This window comes from Xanthocytophaga agilis (genome assembly GCF_030068605.1).
GTDB lineage: Bacteria > Bacteroidota > Bacteroidia > Cytophagales > 172606-1 > Xanthocytophaga > Xanthocytophaga agilis.
Genome location: NZ_JASJOU010000008.1, coordinates 357,992 through 381,287, shown reverse-complemented (window position 1 = coordinate 381,287; position 23,296 = coordinate 357,992). Strand labels below are relative to the sequence as shown.

Annotated in this window: 25 protein-coding genes; 13 read left to right on the top strand and 12 right to left on the bottom strand. The window is 39.7% G+C overall.

Annotation, left to right across the window (positions count from 1 at the left end; all coding sequences use genetic code 11):
• Positions 1 to 26: 26 nt before the first annotated feature.
• Positions 27 to 491, bottom strand: coding sequence for a hypothetical protein (locus QNI22_RS40515; RefSeq protein ID WP_314514225.1), 465 nt, complete (start codon positions 489 to 491; stop codon positions 27 to 29).
• On the opposite strand from QNI22_RS40515, the gene QNI22_RS40345 reads away from it, so the two are divergent.
• The 9 genes from QNI22_RS40345 to QNI22_RS23095 all read left to right on the top strand — a co-directional run bounded on the left by QNI22_RS40345 (position 396) and on the right by QNI22_RS23095 (position 10,409).
• The gene (locus QNI22_RS40345) at positions 396 to 647 is read left to right on the top strand and encodes a transposase family protein (RefSeq protein ID WP_419836241.1); all 252 of its coding nucleotides are present in this window, start codon (positions 396 to 398) and stop codon (positions 645 to 647) included. The two genes, QNI22_RS40515 and QNI22_RS40345, sit on opposite strands and share 96 nt — an antisense overlap.
• Before the next feature lie 571 nt (positions 648 to 1,218).
• On the top strand, positions 1,219 to 1,530 hold the full coding sequence (locus QNI22_RS23135) for a peptidoglycan recognition protein family protein (RefSeq protein WP_314514224.1): 312 nt from the start codon (positions 1,219 to 1,221) through the stop codon (positions 1,528 to 1,530).
• 218 nt (positions 1,531 to 1,748) lie between these two features.
• Entirely contained in the window at positions 1,749 to 2,549 is an 801-nt protein-coding gene (locus QNI22_RS23130) for a hypothetical protein (protein ID WP_314514223.1), read from the top strand.
• A gap of 74 nt (positions 2,550 to 2,623) precedes the next feature.
• Complete coding sequence (locus QNI22_RS23125; protein ID WP_314514221.1) at positions 2,624 to 2,788, top strand: peptidoglycan recognition protein family protein; 165 nt, start codon at positions 2,624 to 2,626, stop codon at positions 2,786 to 2,788.
• A 228-nt stretch (positions 2,789 to 3,016) separates the two neighbouring features.
• A complete protein-coding gene (locus tag QNI22_RS23120; protein WP_314514220.1) occupies positions 3,017 to 3,598 on the top strand; it encodes a hypothetical protein in 582 nt (193 codons plus the stop codon).
• Positions 3,599 to 3,797: 199 nt separating this feature from the next.
• A protein-coding gene (locus tag QNI22_RS23110; RefSeq protein ID WP_419836239.1) for an IS3 family transposase occupies positions 3,798 to 5,023 on the top strand; the annotation gives its coding sequence in 2 pieces (ribosomal slippage) (positions 3,798 to 4,047 and positions 4,047 to 5,023; 1,227 coding nt in all).
• 403 nt (positions 5,024 to 5,426) lie between these two features.
• Positions 5,427 to 7,676, top strand: coding sequence for a gluzincin family metallopeptidase (locus QNI22_RS23105; RefSeq protein WP_314514219.1), 2,250 nt, complete (start codon positions 5,427 to 5,429; stop codon positions 7,674 to 7,676).
• A 195-nt stretch (positions 7,677 to 7,871) separates the two neighbouring features.
• Positions 7,872 to 9,401, top strand: coding sequence for a ComEC/Rec2 family competence protein (locus tag QNI22_RS23100; RefSeq protein ID WP_314514218.1), 1,530 nt, complete (start codon positions 7,872 to 7,874; stop codon positions 9,399 to 9,401).
• 45 nt (positions 9,402 to 9,446) lie between these two features.
• Positions 9,447 to 10,409, top strand: a complete 963-nt coding sequence (locus tag QNI22_RS23095; RefSeq protein WP_314514217.1) for a carboxypeptidase-like regulatory domain-containing protein — start codon at positions 9,447 to 9,449, stop codon at positions 10,407 to 10,409.
• A 284-nt stretch (positions 10,410 to 10,693) separates the two neighbouring features.
• Here QNI22_RS23095 and QNI22_RS23090 read toward each other — a convergent pair whose 3' ends face one another.
• The 5 genes from QNI22_RS23090 to QNI22_RS23075 form a co-directional block, all read right to left on the bottom strand.
• Positions 10,694 to 12,181 (bottom strand): ComEC/Rec2 family competence protein, encoded by a 1,488-nt coding sequence (locus tag QNI22_RS23090; protein WP_314514216.1) that lies wholly within the window; start codon positions 12,179 to 12,181, stop codon positions 10,694 to 10,696.
• An 84-nt stretch (positions 12,182 to 12,265) separates the two neighbouring features.
• On the bottom strand, positions 12,266 to 13,948 hold the full coding sequence (locus tag QNI22_RS23085; RefSeq protein ID WP_314514215.1) for a hypothetical protein: 1,683 nt from the start codon (positions 13,946 to 13,948) through the stop codon (positions 12,266 to 12,268).
• Between the two features lie 220 nt (positions 13,949 to 14,168).
• A complete protein-coding gene (locus QNI22_RS23080) occupies positions 14,169 to 14,453 on the bottom strand; it encodes a hypothetical protein (RefSeq protein ID WP_314514214.1) in 285 nt (94 codons plus the stop codon).
• Positions 14,381 to 14,950 (bottom strand): type IV secretory system conjugative DNA transfer family protein, encoded by a 570-nt coding sequence (locus tag QNI22_RS40340; protein ID WP_419836238.1) that lies wholly within the window; start codon positions 14,948 to 14,950, stop codon positions 14,381 to 14,383. Before QNI22_RS40340 ends, QNI22_RS23080 begins: the two co-directional genes overlap by 73 nt.
• Before the next feature lie 17 nt (positions 14,951 to 14,967).
• A complete protein-coding gene (locus tag QNI22_RS23075) occupies positions 14,968 to 15,186 on the bottom strand; it encodes a hypothetical protein (RefSeq protein ID WP_314514212.1) in 219 nt (72 codons plus the stop codon).
• 65 nt (positions 15,187 to 15,251) lie between these two features.
• On the opposite strand from QNI22_RS23075, the gene QNI22_RS23070 reads away from it, so the two are divergent.
• The 4 genes from QNI22_RS23070 to QNI22_RS23055 all read left to right on the top strand — a co-directional run bounded on the left by QNI22_RS23070 (position 15,252) and on the right by QNI22_RS23055 (position 18,346).
• Positions 15,252 to 15,404, top strand: a complete 153-nt coding sequence (locus tag QNI22_RS23070; RefSeq protein ID WP_419836237.1) for an integrase core domain-containing protein — start codon at positions 15,252 to 15,254, stop codon at positions 15,402 to 15,404.
• A 200-nt stretch (positions 15,405 to 15,604) separates the two neighbouring features.
• Complete coding sequence (locus QNI22_RS23065) at positions 15,605 to 16,240, top strand: hypothetical protein (RefSeq protein ID WP_314514211.1); 636 nt, start codon at positions 15,605 to 15,607, stop codon at positions 16,238 to 16,240.
• 195 nt (positions 16,241 to 16,435) lie between these two features.
• Positions 16,436 to 17,200 (top strand): coiled-coil domain-containing protein, encoded by a 765-nt coding sequence (locus QNI22_RS23060; RefSeq protein WP_314514209.1) that lies wholly within the window; start codon positions 16,436 to 16,438, stop codon positions 17,198 to 17,200.
• 27 nt (positions 17,201 to 17,227) lie between these two features.
• A complete protein-coding gene (locus QNI22_RS23055) occupies positions 17,228 to 18,346 on the top strand; it encodes a hypothetical protein (protein WP_314514207.1) in 1,119 nt (372 codons plus the stop codon).
• Between the two features lie 237 nt (positions 18,347 to 18,583).
• Here the strand turns inward: QNI22_RS23055 and QNI22_RS23050 are convergent, their stop codons facing one another.
• The 6 genes from QNI22_RS23050 to traK form a co-directional block, all read right to left on the bottom strand.
• Positions 18,584 to 18,865: a hypothetical protein gene (locus QNI22_RS23050; RefSeq protein ID WP_314514206.1), complete on the bottom strand. Its 282-nt coding sequence runs from the start codon at positions 18,863 to 18,865 to the stop codon at positions 18,584 to 18,586.
• A gap of 69 nt (positions 18,866 to 18,934) precedes the next feature.
• Positions 18,935 to 19,219, bottom strand: coding sequence for a hypothetical protein (locus QNI22_RS23045; protein ID WP_314514205.1), 285 nt, complete (start codon positions 19,217 to 19,219; stop codon positions 18,935 to 18,937).
• 12 nt (positions 19,220 to 19,231) lie between these two features.
• Positions 19,232 to 20,317, bottom strand: coding sequence for a hypothetical protein (locus QNI22_RS23040; RefSeq protein WP_314514204.1), 1,086 nt, complete (start codon positions 20,315 to 20,317; stop codon positions 19,232 to 19,234).
• A 100-nt stretch (positions 20,318 to 20,417) separates the two neighbouring features.
• Positions 20,418 to 21,257, bottom strand: coding sequence for a conjugative transposon protein TraN (gene traN / locus QNI22_RS23035; RefSeq protein ID WP_314514203.1), 840 nt, complete (start codon positions 21,255 to 21,257; stop codon positions 20,418 to 20,420).
• Between the two features lie 30 nt (positions 21,258 to 21,287).
• The gene (gene traM / locus QNI22_RS23030) at positions 21,288 to 22,604 is read right to left on the bottom strand and encodes a conjugative transposon protein TraM (RefSeq protein WP_314514202.1); all 1,317 of its coding nucleotides are present in this window, start codon (positions 22,602 to 22,604) and stop codon (positions 21,288 to 21,290) included.
• 51 nt (positions 22,605 to 22,655) lie between these two features.
• Complete coding sequence (gene traK / locus QNI22_RS23025; protein WP_314514201.1) at positions 22,656 to 23,273, bottom strand: conjugative transposon protein TraK; 618 nt, start codon at positions 23,271 to 23,273, stop codon at positions 22,656 to 22,658.
• Positions 23,274 to 23,296 lie beyond the last annotated feature (23 nt).

Sequence of the window (23,296 nt, the reverse complement as noted above, 5' to 3'; positions counted from 1 at the left end):
GCCATTCACAACAAAGACTCCAATGGCTAGCATTTATCATAACCTACGCACAGATTGACAATACAAAGCGGCAACAGCTTTGAGCAAACAATAATTTGAAGATCTGTTGGCAGTCTTTGAAAAATTGTACGTTCCAAAGACTGCCACCCCCCTACATAACTCATCTTCAACCGCAATTGATCGATAAACGCGAAGCGTTGTTCTTCATTTTGCATTACATGAAAGCTTATCCGACTTCGGAAAACCTGGCACTCTACTTTGGGTTTGCCCAAGCCACGGCTTCTGAATACATTCGCTTGTTGTTGCCCCTGATCAAAACGGCGCTGAATCAGTATGCACCGTTGAAAAATCTTGTTTTCAAGGATTAGAAATCCTTTGGCCAAGCCTTTGAAGGCATCCAGGAAATTATCATTGATGTCACTGAAATTCCGGTAGAACGTCCTGTCAATCAACACAAGCCAGCCGAGCAATCCAGTGGCAAAAAAACGCATACCTGTAAATGGCTTCTGATTACTGACCGGAATAAACGCATTTTATTTTCCAGTGCCATTCACGCTGGACACATACATGACTTTGCCATCTTTAAATCCATTTTCTCAGGTCTGGATTTTTTCCGATTGACCCTGTGGGTTGATTCGGGCTTTTAGGGATTGAAAAGCAAGTGGAAACAGAAAACCTGTATATTCCTTTCAAAGCATCCAAACATGATCCTCTAGATGATATTGCCAAAGAATACAATAGTATTATTTCAAGCCCATCTGCCGATAAGCAGGTGTCAGGATCAAAATAAATGATTCTATAGTAAATCTGAAATCATTTTTTATTCTTAGAACAAGAAAACGAATTCGGTGCGTAAAAGTGCTCTATACAATATTCTATGTATGTACCAGACTAGTTAATTTTAAGATTAACTAGTTGAAATTCATTCCATAGAAACTCTACTATAAAGAAACGGTTTTATAAATACTAACATCTATCTAGGATTAATGTCAATTAAAACGCATGAAAGCAAATATTAAGATTTACGTTTTCAATCACAATACCTCATTTGTGGTATATTTAAGACTGTTTGAGGTTTTCATTTTTCAACTTACTATGGCTAGTTTTCAATACTTAATCATTCACGGCACCGCCACTCCGGCAGGCCGCTGAATCATTACCGACGATGTCAAACGCTGGCACACGGCTCGTAAACCCTACGGCAACGGCTGGAAACAAGTGGTCTACTCGGATCTGATCTTACTGGATGGCACCCGTCACACGTTTGTCAAACACAACAACGACCATGTTATTGACTCATTCGAGGTGACCAACGACATGGCGGGCATTAACCTGATCTCCCGGCATTTGTGCTATGTGGGTGAGATAGACAGCAGCCACAAGATACCCCTGGACAGCCGAACACTGCAACAGATCAGCACGATGATTGACATCATTGGCGAAGTGCTGGGCTATACCCCCAATGTGAAGATTGCCGGCCACAACCAGTTTGGCAACAAAAGTTGTCCCAGCTTCTTTGTTCCCACCTAGCTCAAGCAGTTAGGCATTCCAGAGCATAATATTGAATGGCGAGATCCGTTTGGGTATGAACGGTATTCTAAGCATATGTGGAAGCACTTGAATAGCTGAGAATACCTTAAATGAGGTATTGAAGTGATAGTTAATATTGGCGAAATTGGAGTACTTATTCTTTCCTGGTTTATTCACGTAGACAGCGTATTGTAACTATCACTTCAATACATAGATATATGTTTTCAAATACTGGCATTATCTCTTTTTGGCTTTACATCAGCTTTATCATTATTACTCTTATAGCCATGTTTTATGCGACTTATATTATCAAAAAAGGATTGATAACTGTTTCAAAGTTGAATAAGCTAATCGAGTTATTCAAGTATTCTATCGTAACAGTAGCAATCACTACTGTTACCTTAATCGTTTCGGATTTATTTAAAGAACGGGAACAAGATATCAAGGAACTTGAATACTTGGACAGATATGTTGCAGACCTAAAACAAGTCAAAGGTGTACCGATTAGATACTATTTGTCACAATACTTCGCTACTGTTGCACCAAGTGGAGAAATAAAAGACGGATGGAAAGCTTATTATGACTCTGTAAAAATTGAATATGCTGAGTATAAAAAGCTTGAACAACTGAATGATAGTCTTAATAAAATAAAAAATAAAACTGATAACCAAATACTCCAACAAAAACAAATAATCAAGGAAATAAGAAAAAAAGAAGAGCCTCTAGTTCCTCCAAATGCCAAAACAGGAGTAATATTTGTCCTTGCGTATCCGAACGGAACATTACCTATTATCTTTAGTAAAATCACAGGCTTAGATAACCCCATCTCACAGCAACAAACCATTAGTCCAGTAGATGAAGAAGTTCTACTTCCTGCAGGTAAATATAGATTAGAGTTCAGAGAAGGTTCGGGTTTTAAGTTAATTAACAAAAAAAAATATCTAGACTTTACAGTCAAAGAAAATGAGCTTTCGAGGATAAATATTGAAGTTGTTCAAAACACAACAATGACCAAGTAATAGATTCCTTTGAGATTACCAATGGAGTAGCAGGCATCAACTCTATTTCCAGTCATCTGTGTTATGTAGGTGGTATGGACTCGTCTCACAAAATGCCACTAGACAGCCGCACCCCTCAGCAGATCTCAACTATGCTGGACATTATCAGTGAGGTATTAGGCTATGCGCCAAATGTGAAGATTGCCGGGCACAACCAATTCGATAACAAAGGTTGCCCCAGCTTCTTTGTTCCCACCTAGCTCAAGCAGTTAGGCATTCCAGAGCATAATATTGAGTGGCGAGATCCATTTGGGTATGAAAGATATTTTAAACAAGCATGGAAACGATAAAAAATACCTCATTTGAGGTATTGAATATTGTTTAGATCCTGTTTCTAATTATTTTTTACTCATTGGTCATAAGCCAGTTTAGTTTAATGCCAAAGACCACACTTAGACATAGTAAGAAAACATTTTACATTAATCTACATGCTTGACCTAACCATCAATTCCGAATCAGTAGCCACCATCGGCCAGTCCTTCGACCGGATTGCCAGGGAGCTGATTCACCGCTGGCACCTGCGCGTCAATGACGACCTGTACTCGTTTACCGAAATTGAGTTTTACTTTTTTAAGACGAGTATCCACGAAGACTACGCCACCCATGAGCACGAGTATGAAGGCTACCAGTGGCGGGGTCATGCACAGGGCCTGGATATGACATTTGAGGCTACCGAAGATAGTGACGGTGGCATTCTGATTCGGGGTTTGCGCAAAGACAACGTAGGCACCTCTGCCAGCGAAAAATACACCAATGGCCCCCGCCGGGTGGTAACCCTGCTTTTTAAGAGCTTGGGACTGGTCTATTTGGTCAGCAAGCAGTTTGGTTTGCAACCCAAGCCACAGCAGACAGCCGAAGTGATCCATAAAGTGAAACGACACGGGTTATCGGCAGGCCAGAAAAATGACTACCTCGACGCACTCTACCGGTACTGCATCGAGATAGACCTATGGGATATTCCGAAAAACAATAAGTCAAAAATCACGACTGAGATGCTTCCCCTGGAATAAGCGGCCAAGCCGCCTAATCACTTTTAGCAATTATAACACTCGGGTTTGCTCATGCTGGTTTTGGTGTTGCTGCCACATCTATGGCAATACTTTGCCATGTAATCCTGTTTTTCATTCTGTGGTTGCTATCTTTGAGTGGACATCAAGTTAAGATCAATTGCTATCTTTATTGTATGGTTGAACTTAATCTGTAAGCAAGATGAGTAGCACACGAAAACTCTATGACAGAGCCTTTAAAGTAATGGCAGTCGAACTATGTTTGAATGGGCAAGCCTCCCAACAAGTAGCTGACGATTTAGGTATTCGGGTACAAATGCTCAATCGGTGGAAAAAAGAATATCTGCAAAACAAAGAAAACAGCTTTTCAGGCCAGGGCAATCTCTCTGCCGAACAAGCAGAAATCTATCGATTGAAAAAATTGTTACGCCAGGCAGAAATGGAAAGGGACATCTTAAAAAAGGCAGTCAGCATCTTTTCCAAAGAAAATGGCAACTCTTCCAATTCATAAACAAACACTGCTCTGAATTTGCCATTGAAAAGATGTGTACTCTATTGAGTGTAAGCCGGAGCGGATATTATCGGTGGTTGAAACAATGGTCTACACATACTGTTTGCAAACGTGAACAAGCCAATGAGCACTTGCTCGAACAGATTAAACGTGTACACAAAGAAAGTAAATCCTGTTATGGTAGTCCACGTATCAGCACACAACTAAAAAAAGAAGGTTTTTCCTGTTCGCGTCCTCGTGTAGCTCGCTTAATGAAACAAGCCCAGCTAAAAGGCTTGCCTGCCAAAGGATTTAAAGTGTGTACTACTGATTCTGATCATACTTATCCACGAGCCGCTAATCTGTTAAATCGTCAGTTTACGGTAGAAAAACTCAATCAGGTATGGGTCAGTGATCTTACCTATATTGGCACCAAAGAAGGGTGGTTGTATTTAACCATCATTCTCGATTTAGCAGATAGAAAAGTGGTCGGTTGGTCTGTAAGTGAGAGTTTACAGACAGAATCTACGCTGATTACTGCCTGGCGAATGGCTATTACACACCAGAGTATAAAAACGGATCACTCCCTGCTTTTTCATTCAGATCAAGGGGTACAATACGCTTGTGATCTATTTCAGAGAGAACTAAGTGCCTTTCCTCAAGTGCGACAAAGTATGAGTCGAAAGGGTAATTGTTGGGATAATGCAGTCGCAGAAAGCTTTTTTAAGACCCTGAAAACCGAATGGATCTATCGGTTAGGTCTTCAAAGTAAAGCACAAACCAGACGAGAGATCTTTACTTTTATTGAAATCTGGTATAACCGCAAACGCATTCATACAGCGTTAGGGAATCTAACTCCGTCTGAAAAAGAAGAGCAACTTTGTCAAAGCCAACAAGAAGAGAAACAACAGGAAAAACATCTCTCAACAGCAGCCTAACAAACATACATGCTCATATACGCTTGATGATTCATTAATTTTCTTTACTTATTCTTTTTTTGGCAAGTCCCTACACACTGCCTGAGGGGCTTGCCAAAAAAAGAATGGGCTATTGGGGTGTTTCTGGCAATTAGACCTGAACTTATATTTTTGTTCACTTTTTTCTTTCATGTTCACACTTTTTTCTTTTATGTTCACCTGATTCATCGATCATTAGGAGTTCAAACTTGTCGTTACCTGAAAACCAAAGTTTATTTTTATTTAAACATACTGAGCTTTCAGGTCAATACTTTCTATTTCTAAAGCCTATAAACCTGATCAATCAAGTTAAAAAATACCTTAAATGAGGTATTGCACTACACCTCTCATTTGTTGAAATTGATATGATAACCATCATATCAGAATGAGCCCTTCCAATACTAATGTTTCGGATTCTTCATTGCAACCAATCTACCGTAGATTAAGAGGCTATGCCTTTGATCCCAGCTTTGCCACAAAGCTAGATGCGTTAGACATTGACACAGTCGTATATCATGTCAAATGGGAAAAATTGAAACCTGGTCCAATAGGGGAATACATTGAAGTCATAGACATTGATCCTGCAAGCAGCGCTTTCTACCCACCCGTAAATTTAGAAGATCCGGAATTAATCGCCCAGGATGGACTGCCTCCATCCGAATCCAATCCCCAATTTCATCAGCAAATGGTTTATGCAGTGGCAATGCTTACCATTCAAAATTTTGAAAAAGCTTTGGGAAGACCGGCGCAGTGGTCCTCAACTGATTACAATGTGGAAAATGGAACTTCAGAACAATTCGTCAAACGGCTGCGATTGTACCCTCACGCAATCCGTGATGCCAACGCCTATTACAGTCAAAAGAAAAAAGCCGTTCTGTTTGGATATTTCTCCGCAAAACCAAATTCGCTCAGTCTGATAATGCCCAATAGCCTGGTGTTTACCTGCCTGAGCCATGACATTGTTGCTCATGAGGTAACCCATGCTCTGATTGACGGTATTTACAAACGCTATGTGTTTCCTTACCATGAAGACACGTTGGCATTGCATGAAGCTATCGCAGACCTGGTAGCCTTGTTTCAGCATTTCACATTCACTGAGATCATTGAAAATCAGATTGCTCGCACAAGAGGTAAACTGACAGGAGAGCAATTGCTCTCTCAACTTGCACAGCAATTTGGCATAGCGATTGGAAATTACCATTCCTTACGTGACGCTATCGGCAGTACAGATAAGACAAACACATGGACCCAAATAAAACCGGATCCGAAGCGATTACAAGAGGAAAATGAGGCTCATGGCAGAGGAAGTATACTGGTTGCGGCCATTTTTGATGCATTTTTGAATATTTATAAAAAACGGACAAGCGATCTGTATCGAATTGCATCAAACGGGACCGGTATTCTGCTTGACGGTGAAATACATCCGGATTTAACAAAAAGATTAGCCTATGAAGCTTCGCGAACTGCCAAACAATTTCTATCCATTTGTATCCGTGCACTGGATTATTGTCCTCCAGCCGGCACTAGCTTTGGAGAGCTTTTGCGAGCCATGATCACGGCAGATCTTGATTTGGTACCAAATGACTTACATGGTTATCGAATTGCCTTGATCGAGTCATTCAGAAAATGGGGGATTTATCCGGTTGACATCCGTACGCTTGCAGTAGAAAACCTTTCCTATTACTCATACAACGAATCAGAAGTCACAGAGTTAGGAAGCAAAGTAAACACTACTGAAGACGCACCTTCTAAAAAATTAGACAAACGAATCAAGCGCTTAATCGACGATATAGAGATCGAGCAACATTACCTTTATATGGACGATCTGGATAATGGGGGAATCAGGGGAGATATCAAGAGATTAGTTCAAAAGGTAAACGATTTGATACAACCAAAACCTCCTAAATCAAAGCCTATTGTTAAAGACTTTGCTAAATTCAGAAACCTTATCAGGGATTACTTCAACGATACAGCTATTCATCTGAAAGATCGCGAAAATCTGTTTGAACTATCCATGTCATACAAAAGAAGGCTGCATAATCTGATAAATAGTTTTGCCGAAAACTCGACTAAGATTGCGCTCCAAAATCTGACATGCATTCTGATCCGGTCGGTTGATTATAATTCATACTTTTCAAAAATCGACGAAGTAAATCTTGTCCTTAAGCAGGAGGCTAAAAAACAGAACATCAAATTTCCCTCCACTTTCAAGGTCAACGATATGTGTATCAAGAAATGGAACAGGGATAAAAAAAAGTATGAAAAAGGAATCAGTTTCGAGATACATTCGCTTCACCGGGCCCAGCGGGTAGGACCCGATGCAAATGTCATAAATCAGGTAATTATGACTCTTATGCAAACATGTACCGTTGGTTTATCCAACGGTACAGAATATGAGTTCCGGGGAGGATGTACAGTGGTGATCAATATTGATTTAAAAACAATCCGATTCATAAACAAAGGGATCCTTAAAGCAAAAGAGGACCGTTTGGATTATCAAAGACTGGCCCGCGAGTTATGTCGCCGTTACGGTTACATTAATCTGAAGGAAACCGAATCGCCTTTTTCCCCATCCAATTGGCCCGAAGATGCCGGCTCTTTTGAGCCATTTGCCTTGTTACATCGTAATCATTGAATCCCAGTCATCATTAAATCCCATTCATCATTGAATCCCAAACGCATCAGTCTCATGAAACTTAAAAACATAGATATAAAAATGTATAATGTAGGATTTGGGGATTGTTTTTTACTACAATTCCACTACGTTTCTCCAGAATCTAAAAAATCAGTATGTATTGATTTTGGTTCTTTGGATACAACTGATCAGCAGATGAAACAAATAGCGCGTAATCTGCTGTCCCATCTGGACAAAGATAAAAAAAGCGGTAAACCCGTTCTGGATTTATTGGTGATTACACATGAACACAAAGATCATATATCAGGCTTCAAACAGGCCGAGGATGAATTGTCGGATTTGATCATAAACGAGCTTTGGTTTTCCTGGACAGAAGATGAAAAACACCCTTTTTCAGCAGACTGGAAGGAAAATCAGGCAAACGATCGAAAAAAGCTTCGTCAGATTCAAAAAGAAATACAAGGCGTTGCGCAATTAAACAGTTTATCCGGTTTTTTGACAAATATGTTAAATTTTGAAGCTGATGCTGATTTAAACTACCGAGAGGGTTTTGGCAAAAACGAAATCTTTGAAAAAATAAAAAAAAAGGTGCCCAATAAAAAAAACATTCTTTATCACCGGCCTGGTGCCTTGGGCACGGAAACTGGCAAAACAGGAAAACCTATTTGTACCATACCAGGTATCAATATTTATGTTCTTGGTCCTCCGGAGGATTTCAAATACTTGCGCAAAGAAGATAGCAGAAAAAAAAATGAACTATATATCCAGGCTGATTATACAGGTGATTTCTCTTTCACGCAAAGCATAGCCTTTGATGAGAAAGAGAAAAACTTCTGGGATTACGTACGCGCTGCCCCTTTTGATGAGGAATATATTATTCCCATAGACGTGAAAAATGCAAAAACAGGCATAGGAAATCTGTCAAAAAGCACAAGTACTCCCATAAGCCAGAAGCTAGAAAACCAAAATAAAAAGCTCGAAAAAACAGATGTATACAAGTCTTATTTTGGCACAACCCCAAAATCATCTAATCAGAATCAAAATTGGCGGCGTATTGATTACGATTGGTTACAGGTTGTAGATGGACTGGCATTAGAATTAAACAATCATATAAATAACACTAGTCTGGTCTTAGCTTTCGAGATTGAGCAAACCGGGGAAGTAATGCTATTTTCAGGAGATGCCCAATACGGCGTCTGGTTGGCATGGGACGATGACTTAAAAAATCATCAGGAATATCTGCAAACCGAAGGAAAAAAGGAAAACCCGCATAGTTACAATCGTACCTACAGCTGGAGCAGAAAGGATAAAAAAGGTAAAGTGGCAACCATTCATGTCGAAGATCTGCTAGCGCGAACCATTTTATACAAAGTAGGTCACCATGGCAGTCATAATGCAACGCCTGATCGAACCGGACTCTCCAAACTGACGTCAAATGCACTGTTGGCTTTGATATCTGTCAGCCCCAGGAGTCAGTGGCCTTCAATCCCATACGCCAACCTGCTGGATGCTTTTGACAAAAGAAAGGTAAGATATTTCAGATCTGACGATACGAATCTACATTCAGTTCCACAGTGTTGGAAAGCAGATACGATTGTCTCTGTCGAATACCAGAACACTGTAAAATACCAGAATGATGTAGAAAACCAGGATACTAAAGAAAATGCGGTCAGTTACCTTTCATGCAAGCTTACAATTACGAAGCCAGAGAACACACCGGCTTAAAGACATTAACTTTATCAATTCAAAAAATAGTAATCAATAAACACCATGCCAAACATAACAGGTAAGGTAGTCGACTTCAATAATTCACCTGTTTCATCCGCCATTCTTGTTTTACGAGAAGAAGAGGTTTCTTCTCAAATACAGCAATCAGATACAGAAGGTAAGTTCGTGTTTGTAAATGTTAAGCCTTCCATTTACAAGCTGTCGGTTCTGATTCCGAAAAACAATTATGTTTCTGAACAGACCATTCAAATGCTAACAGACCAAACTACTGATACACATGCGGATTTTCTTGTTGATATGTCCTTAGTACCGAAGACGGGAAGTTCAGTAGGTTTTTTTGCCAATGACAAGTACGTTTATTTAAAATATATCCAGTACATTTTTCTGGCTGGCACCGGTTGGTTTTTCTTCTACAAACTGATAGGAGACAAACTCTCTTTCGAACTGTTGTTATTGAAGGATATGTCGATTGCCAGAGGCGTTATCACCTATCTTGTTGCAGTCACCACAATTGCCATGGCTGCACTATTGATGCTTGCTTCCATTCTGACTGGTGGCAAGGACTTAGACAAACGGTTTGCATTAGGCAAAGAAATCCTTACGCTCCTTATCGGAATACTGGGAACAATTATCGGATTCTATTACGGATCCTCAACAAAAGACAATGCAACTGCTGCCATCCCTGCATCGGATTCAGTAAGGGTACAGAATATTAAAGTTATTCCTGAATCTCCCAGAGCCGGTACCCGGTTTAATTTGAAAATGCAGGTCACAGGAGGAAAAAAGCCTTATTTGTACTCAATCGATTTCAAACCCGCCAAAAGCATCAACGGAGAAATAACAGACAAGCAATCAGAGAGTGGAATAATTGAAGAGACCTTTATGCTAGATACAAATGTCAAAAACCTAACCCAGGTAGGTTTTATCATTCAGGGTACCGATAGTGAAAACAAACCCTTCCGGTACCCATCTTCCGGAGAGCAAAAAATTACTTTGAAAAAATAGCCTCATCCCGGTCTTCGACCAAGGGTCCGTAAACGGGATCCTTCCTGAACTGAAAGTCCCTGTTGCTGACTTTTACCAGCAGACCATTTTAAAGGTGCGTTTTTGGAAATATGTTTGCAAGCGTAAAACTATCTGGTTCCTACACATCCCGAAGAATTTGAAGGCATACACAAGCAAATTGAGTTAGCCCGAAATCAATCCGGTTATTCCATACATCTTATGACAGGCACGTTTATAACAGGCACGTTTATTAAACGAACGTTTGATGAGAGATGCGTTTGGTTTTACTTAATTTGATATTCGATCTCATCTTTGGCTGGGTTCCAAACAAATTGATGTATATCCCAGTCCCCGCGTGCGGCCTTCCTCTCCAATCTCTGCGCAATTATCATCCGCTGCCCGTCGGTACGCACATTGATCATGCCATACACCGTTACTACGCGTGTCTTTACCTTGTCATCTTTCTTTTTCAGTGCCAGTTCGACAAACTCTTTGCTTGAACGTGCCAGTTCGGTTGAAAAAATCAGGGATCGTTCCCCCCGGCTGTGCTTACCGATCGTCCCCAGCGTATCGGGGCGAGGATGCACATGTGGTTCATTATCACCACTTGAAATTATAGTGGCCAGCGGATTTACAGCCTGCATGAATTCACTTGTAAAATCTGAACTGCCGTGGTGGCAGGATTTGGCCACATCCACCTGTAAAACCTTTCGTGCTTGCTCAACGGCCAGGAGCAATTGCATTCTAATCTGTAAGACAGCTTCAGGACCAGCTTCAGGATTGGCAAGCTGTTTTCTCAGGGAAGCAATGTCCACATTTGTATAATGCTTCATCAGGTAGTCTTCCGCTGGCTCGTTCAGATCACCTCCCAACAACATTTTGACTCGTCCCATGGTCAGTTTTAAAATAATAGAATGACCATTTTTCGTTTTTCCTTTGTCTATTTTAAAGACAGGCAGAGCAGCTTTCCCCTCAATCAATTGTGCAACCGGACCTAATACTTCTATTTTCAATCCGTTGGAATCATAAACGGGCGGACTTCCCAACCGGAGCGATTCTTTGGATGCGGAAGTTTGAGAAAGAATCGAGACATAATTTCCTTTCAATGAGCTATCCGCACGCTGTTGAAAACCTGCTTGGTCGTCACACAAATCAGTAATATAATCAATCCCATCGCTCTGGATCACCCTCCCGAGAGTATTAATCGAATTACCGTTTAGTTCAACCAATCCATTGTGGTAAACTTTGTCAATGGTAAACTGCTGCCGGGTGTTGTCATCAGATTTGAAAATATATCTGAATCCTTCATAATGATCCGAATCTGAGTGAGAAACAATGACTGTGAAAGGTGGAGGTGGGGTATTGGCGTTTTTAAGGTTAAAGCGCCATCTGAGAAAACGGTACATATTGTCACCTGGCCCTGCATCGATGAGAAAGTGTTTGTCATCAGGCGTCACAATGTGACAGCCGTCTCCCTGGCCTACATCTATAAAATTGACCTCAAGGATACGGTCAGGCTGAATGTCGGAATCCAATACAAATCCATCGGTATTTCTTGCTCTTATACTCACATAGCTTTTCTTACCTATCGTATGTACGACAGGTTGGCCATCCACGTGCTTGATACTAATTCTATCTCCGAAAAGCAATTGCTTGCCTTTTGTAAGAATCTTTTTTCCACTAGCCACCTCTGTTTTAAGTTCATAGACAAAAACCGATGGGTAGACAGCATAGCCTACCTTAGTTTGACTGACAATCGGATCAAGAGCCATGGTAAATGCTTTGAAGGTACATCTGTATTGAAAAATGATGTTTGAGGAAAAATAGAATTCAAACTTTAGGTATTGATGAAAAAATTAAAATCCTATCTGAATTCCCAGGTATAGATTTGGCTTACTTACAAACTGGTATTCCAGATTTTCCTTCAATACGGCCTCATCCGCAATCGGACTATCCTCTTTATATCCGTTTTTGAGCACTTGCTGCCAGTGCCAGATGGGTCCTGCCGTTATGATTATTGGTGTTTTCCAACTCAACCGCATTCCTGCTCCGGCTAAGAATACAGGGCGTTTGTTTCCAGAACCTACCCCAAGCTGAATCAATGGATGAGCCAATCCATCAATTGCATTTAGAGTCAGGTTAAGCATACCCGCAACTCCAACTGAATATCGTTCATCTGATTTTGCAATCTTCGATACACCATCAATATATTTTATGCTGTATTCAGGAAAAGTCATATTGGTATAAAATCCGCCCATAGAAAATTCGGCAACAAAGGTTTGGGCAGCACGTAACCGAAGCTTTCCCTCAAAGCTGTTATCGGTTTTATCAATGGAAGGAGGGGATCCGTTTAAATTTAACTTCCGCTCCTGAACAACTATACGAATATCTCTCATATTTTCAGTATGAATATCATACCGGCTCAAAATAAAGGCGTTTGTCAATCGTACAGACCCGTCACCAGGCAAAACTACTTGTTTCATTAATCCATCTACCTCACTATTTATTTTTTTTGCTAAATCCAGCATCTGGTTTCTTTTTTCCTGAAACTCAGCACGCGCCCTGGCAAAGCGTTTAAATACGATTTGCGAGTAGGTAGCAAAGCTTTCACATGAGTAATCATTGGTACTGAGCGCATTTTTACGCAAAAGGTCTTTCGATATGGGTTCAGAGATTATCCCGTTAAAGGTTTGGAGGAGTCTGATATTTTCCTGATTGACCTTGTCAAGACTATCGAGTACCACTTTGAAACGTTTGTTAACCCTGCCAAATTCTTCCATTTCATCTGGCTGGCTTAATTGCAACAGATAGGCTTTCATGACCCCACGGATGGAGGCGTTGAAATACCTGTCATCCAATTGCTGCAATAGTTTCAATAAGTTACTGGTAGTATCAATACACTGGACGTTTCCCTGCAATGAGATAAATTTCCATTCAGCCAATTCTTCCGCGGCAAGGGCATTGATCTTCTTTGCCCAGTTCTTAGACTCATCTGCTGAAATTACACTAGCTTTTGGTAGATTTTTATCGTTCGTTGTTTTTACCATAATCGGATCAAACTTCCCTGCCGGATAAATGGGAAACGGATCGTGCACACTGGCAACCGTTGCATTTGCATTCCCTACAGGTACGGCTCCTGCCGTAACAGTTGGAGACTGTTTGGGGGCTGCATTAGGCAGGTTACCCAGTAAAGTGGTTAAAGCCCCTGCAAACTCGCCAATGCTCTGATAACTTGGATCTGCCAGCAGTGAATCGCTCGTTTTGATTGTGTAGCGCAGTGGATTATAAAATTTGATAGTCAGTGCAATCTCTTTAAATCGCATCGGTACACCGACCGTCAATCCTTTTAAGGTCTTTGACTTGCTCGAAGGTAATTCACTATCATCGATTGTGTAGTAGAACTTCTTGTTTGGAAAGTCATGCCAGAGCTGAAGAAAATATTTCACCTTCGGAGCACCAAGCATTTGATCAGTATTGCTTTGTGAAAAAGCATCTGAAAAAACAAGCAGTAGACTTATGTAACAGACAATTCGTGACATACCCAGAAGTTTGAGAAATTAAAATTGTTTATTGAGCTTACAATAGGATATTACTATCTTACTTTTTTCCGTTTTTCATAGTTTAGTTTCAGTTCTGGTTAATCTTAAATTTCACTAAACCCTAAACTTATCGATTGTATAAATTTGATATACCAGTAATTGGATAAGCTAAGAAAGTATAGTTAAGTATACTTTTTTCAGAGGGCAATATCTAAACCAATCATATAAGGGACAATACCTCAAATAAGGTATTTTTCCAGTCTGAAAGATGACCACAGGTATTGGGAATGTCTGAGATGATTAATGGCTGATAGGAGCTAGCCTGCCTGATAATGAGAAGTTTCTGATAATGAGAACTTTTTTCAATAGGAACCGAAGAGGCCGTAACCAGAATGCTTTCCGCCTCGGCAATGATTTGCGCGCAGGTAGCACTCACTTCGCCCAATTCCAGCGTACGAAACGGCTCAATCCTGCTTCGGGTATACTCAGGTGATTGAAACTGCATTGAAAAGCTGACAGAGTCAGTCTACAGGTGGTTCCCATGAAATGACCCACCTGTAGACTGAGAAGCTCTTGCGGATAGACCACCGTCCGCTCGACCAGCGAATGACTGATTGAGCTGCCTTGGGAGTCGGCTGAGGACCTGGGATTGAGCAGCACACCTGCTAGCGCGGATGCGTTGGGAGTATTGTTGCTGCTTGACTCGGAGCGTATGACTCTTTCTTCTTTTCCAAACAGACGCGAGACATACTCGGCCGTATTCAGATTGGCCACCCTTCCGAAAAACTGGTTGTTCAGATTCGAGATCAAAACTTCGGCCTCGTTCTGACCGTACTGTTTTCTGATCTGGGAGAAGTCCTGGGCCATGTAGACGGTGGCTACCTTGTGACTTCTGGCCGTGGCCGGCAGCTGGTCCAGGTGGGGAATGTAGAGCGTGGGCGCTTCATCGAGTAGCACAAAGCTGTGCCGTTTGCCCTGCTGGTTCATAAGTTTCAAAGCCACGGTGATCGTGCAGCTGATCAGGGGGCAAACGTTTCGGCCAGTGTGGGCGAGGAGCCCAAACACAGTATCTTGGGGTCAGCCGGATCGTTGATATCCAGGCTGAACTCATCGCCTGAAAGTCCGTAGCAGATTTCGGGGGTGTTGATCCGGCCCAAGCCCAGCTGAAGGGTTGATACCATGCCCGCCGTCTGGTTGGCTGCCTTCATCTCAGCAGCGGTCAGCATGGATCGGATCATGCTTTGATTGAGTTGTTTAATGGAAGTTTTCGAGATGAGTGTTTAAATACTAACTGGTTTTATCTTTGTCCGACGCAGCTGATAAAATCGAAGTTTGGCGGCTGGAATACAACCAGTTCCGGCCTCATAGTTCACTGAAAGGACTTACACCCTGTCAGATGGAAGAGCAATCGCAACTGTTCACTACCGCCGATTTTTCCACTTCTACCCGGTCCTAATTTTGGGAGGACGTTATTGAGCTAGAAGTGTTTTAACTCATAGTGAATATTTTTTATAGATTATGTTAATATTTTGCATGTCAGCTTGTTAGGTTATATGGAACTTTTCTACAAAAAAAGAATAATATTGGATTTTATTCTTATAATAGTAACTTCTAAAAGTATTCACCTATTAGTCGTATCAAATTGATAAAATAACCATGGACGATCAGAAACCAATTCAAATTTGCATATTTGTTAATGAAAGATATTCGGACACCTTACTTGATAGTTATGTGAATGACAACACTATATCTGATATAAATTTAGATGTTAGAAAATATAAAGCAGGAATGTATGCTTCTCTTGAGTGGGCAATTCCTACTATGATAGGTCTATATTTTATAAAACCTTATCTTGATGGATTCATAAAAGAATTAGCAAAAGACCATTATACAGGTTTAAAGAATTGGATCAAGAAAATTGCCAATGATGCAAAAAAGATAAAAATAACTACTGTCTCTAGTGATGGGTCTATCCATAAGCTTGAAGAGAATAATCAATCAAGGGCGTTTTCGATTAGTACAGTCACAAATGATGATCATGAATTAAAGTTTCTATTTGATGACAACTTATCAATCGAGCAATGGAACACCTGTATTGATAAAATAATAACTCTATTGGATGAACATTTTACAAATGGAAAGGATGATCAGCTTACATTGGAAATAAAGAAGGATAATCTGGAAAGTTCTATATATGGAAAGATAAATACTAGCACATTAGAGTGGGAATTCCTTGATATAAAGAAGGTTATACAAAACAAAATGGAACAGCAACAGAATAGAAAAGAATAAGATGATGGTTTCTTTCTGTAGAAAAAAGTACTCGCTAACCTTAATGAGACAAATTTGAACTTTAGAATCTTTCCCAGCTGTGATTTGTTTACATATCGTACACTAATCATATAAAGTATTAAATAACAGCTATTGGGATAGAAAAAAACATTATTTTAGTAATCTTTTCTTTACCTCAATCAGAGCATAAAAGATATGCAACAACCTCAACAACCAATAACTCCTCAACATCCTATTCAAATTAAACTAGATTTATATGATAGAAGATTTTTTTGGACCGCTGTTTTACTTGTAATTGGTATGATTATCGTTAGTATATGTGCCCATATGTATTTTAACAATGAAATGGAAAAATACATAAAGGCCAAAAACGAAGAAATGGAAAAGATGATTGATCGGGTGAATGCAAATCAACTACCTCCAAAGGCAAAAACCACAAAAGATACATCTGCTGAGAAAGGTTTTGATGATATTCCAGAGAATGTTCAAAGAGAGATCAGGCAAATCAATGACAAAATGGAGGTGTTAAGGATAGAGGTAGGAAGTAAAACCAATGAGATAAATTCATCTGCTACTTGGTTAGGTATATTAGTAGGAGTTCTTACGTTTATATTCACAGCTAATATTTTTGGAACATATATTTACACAAAGAATACAATTGACAGTGAGGTAAGTGCACTAGATGGGAACCTTGAAAAGGTTACAAAGGTTCTTGAAGATACTGACGATATTGCAGATAAGATAAAGACTTATGCAGAATCTTTAGAAGATCAAAGCAATGCAATAAAAGGTGAAGGAGATACAATTAAAACCGAACTGTCTAAAGTTCCATTAATGGTTCAAGAAAGTTTAGCAGAACTTGAAAAGTTCAACAAAGAACTAGTAAATCTTAGAACTGTTGTAACAAGAGTTCTGGAAAGGATAAATACCTTAGAAGCGCAAAAAGGTAAAAATCAGTAATTGATTGAACGACAAATTATTATAATTATGAGTACGGAAGAGATTGCACAAATAAATAGCTTGGTTTTCGAAAACAGCGAACCAATTAATCTCAATTTGGATCGATTAGCTCATGCATTTTTATATAGTACTGCAGAACTTGAAGATTATGATAGACTTGATTTATTGTTAAAGCGTTTTGATAAGTATAACTTAATTAAAGACACTATTTTAGTACCTCATAATCTAAGCGGGATATTTGACATTTATGATCAAAGAGAAAGATTTGAGGCGGATATGTCTTTAAAATATGCAGTGATTGGTAGTATTCACAAAGAGATATTGTCTATTAAAGAATCTCTTACTGGGCACATAGATTTACAAGAATTCCTTGCGGTACCTACTCAGCAGAATAGTTTTCAAGATGCTAACTCTATATCTACGAGTGATGCTCTTAAAGATGCTCTTCCTCAGACTATATCTATTTTAGGCCATGCCCAAACTAAGGAAGCAGAAGATTTTTGGGCTTCACTTAGTACAAGTCTTTATCATCAACTTAGTTATATAAAGAAAGCTGAATTAACTGGTAAACAGTTCTTGTCCTGGTCATTTGCTGAAATGGGCGAACATAGATTAAATGCACGCATAAGGAAGTCAATGTATTGTTTTATTCTCGATGGCAAGCTTACAAGAACTTCATTTGAAAACAATCTTTATACAGCATATGGCTCTGAAAACATCGCTCAAGGTATACAAGATATGGCTTTAAGCGATCCTTCAGGATCAGGTATGTCTTTCGCTTCTTTAGTGTCATGCTTTCCTTATACACCTTTTGATCCTTCAGAATGGGAAGCGAATAAATATATAGATGTAAATGTACCTATGCCAGGAAAGATAAAATATTTCAATCGGGTTAGGATACCAAAAGGCTTACAAGCTTCTCAACCTGCAATAGCAAAAGAAGTATGGGATCAACCAACTTTAGCTCAGTCCAAATTTGAGTTAAATATGGGAAATGTTATGTTTCAAATTGAAATGACAAATGAAGGAATTGAGAGGTTTCTTGAGAATATGGAACAAGTTAATAAAAAAGAACCACCTCTCAAGCCTGGTGATATAACTGCACTTGCATCGGGCTTGAGAGAACAAAATCGTCGCAATGGTTAGTAATTTATGAACGGGGAAGATCTCTTAATTAAATAAGTTTTTCATTATCTGAGAAACTTTGTTTGCGCTCAGATCTTCAACGTATTCCTCAGTAATATCTACACTACTGTGATCGGCAGCTTGCCTAGCCTGATAAATATCACCAGTTTGTTCATAGATAAAGTTCACAAAGCTATGTCTGACCGAATGTGTTGAAAGCTTAATATCCCATCCCAATTTTCTTGAAAGGGTTTTCAGCTACTTATTGTAAATGGAAACCCTTTTGTCATGTAACATTTGTTCGGCTTCTGGTTTTGTCTGGCCCGGTTGTAGAATAAGGGGGTATCGCTTATTTGTCATGGTTACAAACCCGTCTGTTTCCTTCTCTATTGCTTTATACTGAGCCAAAATCTTTTTGAGGGGTTCTGTTATCGGAACGACTATTTTCTTCTTAAAACGCACGGTTTTGCTTGGATAATAGGCTATATGATACTTATATACATCTGACCAGTGAAGATTTATAGCATCTTTGATTCTCATTCCTCTGAAAAATAGTATGCAGCCGACCAATTACATATTGAAATGAGTTGATGACTGATATGCGGTGCTTTAAAGTAAGAAATACACTTTACTACCCTGATTCCGTTTGAAAGAGGGTGCATAGTGGATATAGCCAAATGTGCTCAGGTCCCGGATGCATTTGTGGTAGGTTGCCGGAGCGGAGATTTTGGCTATATCCATAATCTGGTAGCTGAATACCTGGATAGGATTTGTATAGTGGTTTATTTTCCAGAACTGAAGCAGAGCTGCATAAATCCCAATATGGGTAATACTAATTCGCGGATCTTTTTCGATAGCTGTAAAAAAGGCAGATAATGGTTCTAGTGCATCCATCCCTTGTAGGCATTAACCAAGTGAGAGCCCATTTCTCTTAGCTTTTCCAGGTTGTAACTGGATCGTTTTGGCTATTTGAGCTGCCTGTGTTTCTCGCTTCTCATTTTTTTGTTCCAGCACAGAACTCAGACTTACTTTTTTCATCTGGGCATCGTATAGGGTAATAGACTTCTGTTGAGGATTGGCTTCAATGAAATACTTCTGTTCCAGATTACCTTTATGTAGAAAAACCATTTGCCGATTTCCATTTACTAGCTCTTTGAATAGCTTATCCATTAGCTGCTGATTTTGCTTTTGTTCCAGAGGTAACTCTTTCAGTACCTGCTTTAAATCATAGCCATAATCTGCACGAAACTCTTTCATTCGATAATTACCCATCGCATCCTTGTCTGTAAAATCAAGCTGTACCCATTTGCCTTGTTTGGCCTCTAGTTGGGAGGCTTCAACCTGAAGTGCTCTACCTGATAAGAGATTATATGCTTGATTAGCTGTAATGGAAGTTGTATTGTCTGGTCGGAATGTTTGTTGGCGATTTTGTACAGACTTATTGTCAGATTGAAGTATAGCCTGGTAATTCTCAAATTGATACTGTCCATTCTTATCCTTATGAAAGGTTAGTTGAAAGTTCATTCGCTCTTTTTCACTGACATAATAAGACACAGGGATTTTAAATTCGGGTAAACCCTGTTTGATACTTTCTTCTAGTTGTGAAGTCACCTGACCAAAGCCTGCTTTGTGAATCAGATTTTTTAGGGCTTCTGTATTTTGAACTATCTGTTTCTCTTCTTTCTGGGCAATGTATTTTTGCTGGATAGGTTCGACATTCAGTTTTCGTAATAAACGCAGCCACAGATTTGGATAGAGCTGCTTTTCTATACGATTCTGCTCTTGCTTGAGAATGCGGATAGCCAGTTTTTCTTCCGGATTATCAGAGTTTTTATATTTGGCTGCAATACGATTGTAGTATTGGAGTTTCTCTTTTAAGAAATCCCGATTGCTGGTTACATTGAAAGAAAATAGTTGACTAAACCGTTCTTCTTTCTGCTTCCACTGATTCAAATCGGCTTCTACACGGTTTGAGACATGTTCTGTTTGCATAGTAGTAAATGTCTGGGAGTTGAAATACTTAGGTATACATATGTTGTTAGACTGCTTATTTCCCTCTAATGCTAGAGTGCTATTTGTTAGAGGATCTGCTTTAGTTGCCTATAGGGATAGCCTTTACTAACGTTCTGTTTTTTATCTGAAGGTGTAGATGCTTTCCGCCATTTTTCTCGTTGGTCTCAATCAATACATATTTCTGATCAGGAATGGTGAATTTGTCTAACGCAACCACCCAGGTTTGTTGAGAGTGAGCTTTGATGGTCTCTGTAGAGTCAGCCGCTGAATAGATATAAATCGGAGATAACTCTTGCTCTTGTGTAGCTGTTCGTTTTGCCTGCTTTTTATCGTGGATGCTAAAACGGAGTTGATCGATTGTGTAATTTATGGCAGTCTGATTGTGTAGTCGGATACGATAATAGAGCACCTCATCCTGAATATAGATTCCTTCCAGGTGAAGACTGATGCCAAAGTGACTATCTTTCTTTCTGCGAAATAGTTTTCTCCTAGCCAGAATCTGTTGACAGGTTGCTTTTAGCTGGGATTGGTTAGGGTGCATTTCAGAAAAATGAACCTTCTCTGATAACTGATTGGAAGCCGAATAAGAAAGGGTAAGAACGGTTGGATTGGACGCATAGTTAACAAGATAAGAGTAGACATTTCCATCTGTTGTAATAACAGTCAGATTGGTTTGTTCTATCTGTTTTTGAGCTGCTTTAATCCAGAGTACATTTTCAACACCACTTGCTTTTTGTGCCAGAATATCCTGACTGCCCCGATCCACACTTTTAATCGCATAAGGAAAAATCAGTGTGGTTGTTTTTTGATGTGTAACAGAGAGTGGATAGGAAGGCAGAATAGTAGGAGAGGTAGATTGACCCAATCCTTTACTACTGATTAGTAATAGGCTAATGATAGCCAGTTGAATAGTTTTCATAATTGTTCGTTTTGAAAGTAGTGTGTTTAGTTATTGTCCTTGCTTTTCATCATGTAGGAAAAGCCGATAGCCTGCTTTCACAGTGACTTTAATAAGCTTGGCTTTGCGACTTAATAGGTTCTTAGCCGCTTCAATACCTGCACTGGTTGCTTGTGCACCCAAGGAGATATCCATTGTATTGAGGTTGATGCCTTGCAGCATTTGATTGGTGGACTGTTTGGCTACATCTCGGGTAATGGCTCCTGGCACGTAAATACCTTTGAGTCCATCTGTGTCATAAACCGATAATTCAATTGGGAAAAGAATGTTTTGGTATCGAAGGCTCTTGATACTTACTTCCAGCCTTTCTCCATTCAGAGAAGCTATGCCGTAGAGATATTGATCTTTAGGAATACAAATGCCATTGATATAAATTGGGTGGGTAAGCCGAAGTTTTACTGTTGAGCCATTGGTGAGTTGCTGACTCTGCGCCATGACAGCTTCAATAGCTCCTGAAAGAGTAGCTGAGGCTGTTGGTTGCTCCGTTAGTGGATCTGGATTAAGAGCGTAAAATCCATTATTAGACCTAGAGGTTACTTGCTGGTTTGGTACAACTCCACTTAGGAGTGAAACTGGATTTGTATCCATTGACGCAGAAACCGCAAATACCTGATTGGTCTTTTGCTCAGAAACCTGTTTGATTTTTTCCTGCATTCGTTCGGGATGTTGAATATCCAGAATCTTTTCCAGCATTCCATTGATTTGCGTCATTTCCGGATCTTCCTCTGTTGGCTCACTGACTGTTTGCATCATTTTTTCCAGTTTTTCAATATCTGCTTTATTCGTAACGGCAGACGGTAGAGTCGGATTGGAAGAAAGACTGCTTTGATATTCTTTACTATCCGTCATAGGTGTAGACGCATCTTTTGCCAATACAGCATTGAGCTGATTTATCTTCTCATACACTTTTGCCTCACTAGAAGTGGGGCCAGTGTTTGTTTTCATGGGTTGCTGTTTGAAAGATCCCTGAATAGAAGGAGACAACAATTCTGAAGTAGGTATAGATGTATGACTATTGATATCAGGCTTGTAATAGGGATCGTTTTGGATCTGTTTTAACCGTTTGATAGAATCTGTCTGTGCCTGATTGTAATAGCTCATTTTATCCAGAGCAGAATTGGCTAGTAAAGCTGGCTCTGGTAACTGCATATTGAATCCAAAGGAATCCGCTTCTTTTTGAAGGGTATCAGCTTTACCTCCTCCCAACGACCAGAATAATAGTGTCAGAAAAGGAAAGACCAGCAAGGGTAATACAGTTAGGAATTTGCGTTGCTGTAAAAGATGAGAAGATGGATGTGTAGTTTTCATAGTGTTACTAGGTTAAAGGATTATAGAATTAAATAAGCAGATTGGACACTGTCAGTGATTTTCAACTTTGATGTCATTATTTTCCATTGTTTTCCACCGTTCAATCAGAAATCCGTGTGGGTTATTATCACTGCGGGCAACGTTTCGTAAAAAGCCTTGGGTGACCAGGCTGCGATGGACTGTACTGGTTGCTCGTATTAACCGTTGAGTAGCGTAACAATGAAAGGGATATGGATGCTGCTCAAGCTCTACTACTATACTATCGATAGTAATCTTCTGACTGATGTTTCCGGAAATCAGACCTGAGTAATAGCCATTTTCTTTCAGGTTGTCGTATTCCCGTTTGACAGAACCATCAGCCAGATAGAGTGCTTTGGTAATACTGCTTTCAATAACTTTATCATCCGGATCAAGCGTAAAGAAAAGTTGATGAAAGCTGCGTATATGGTCTTTGGCTTCCACTGGGATGTTATCCTTTCTGTCAGAAGCATAGGCTTCCAGGACTTTACCATCCGCTAAAATATAAATCCTGCTTTGCATAGTTTTGACAAGCTGATAACTCTTGTATAAGGCAAAACAGACAATAAGCAGACAGGCCAGAATAACCAGAAGTGTAAAACCACGGACATACTGAAAGGCCGTATCAATGTGTTTGATTTTTGTAAACATAGAATTGAAATAGGTTGTAAGAG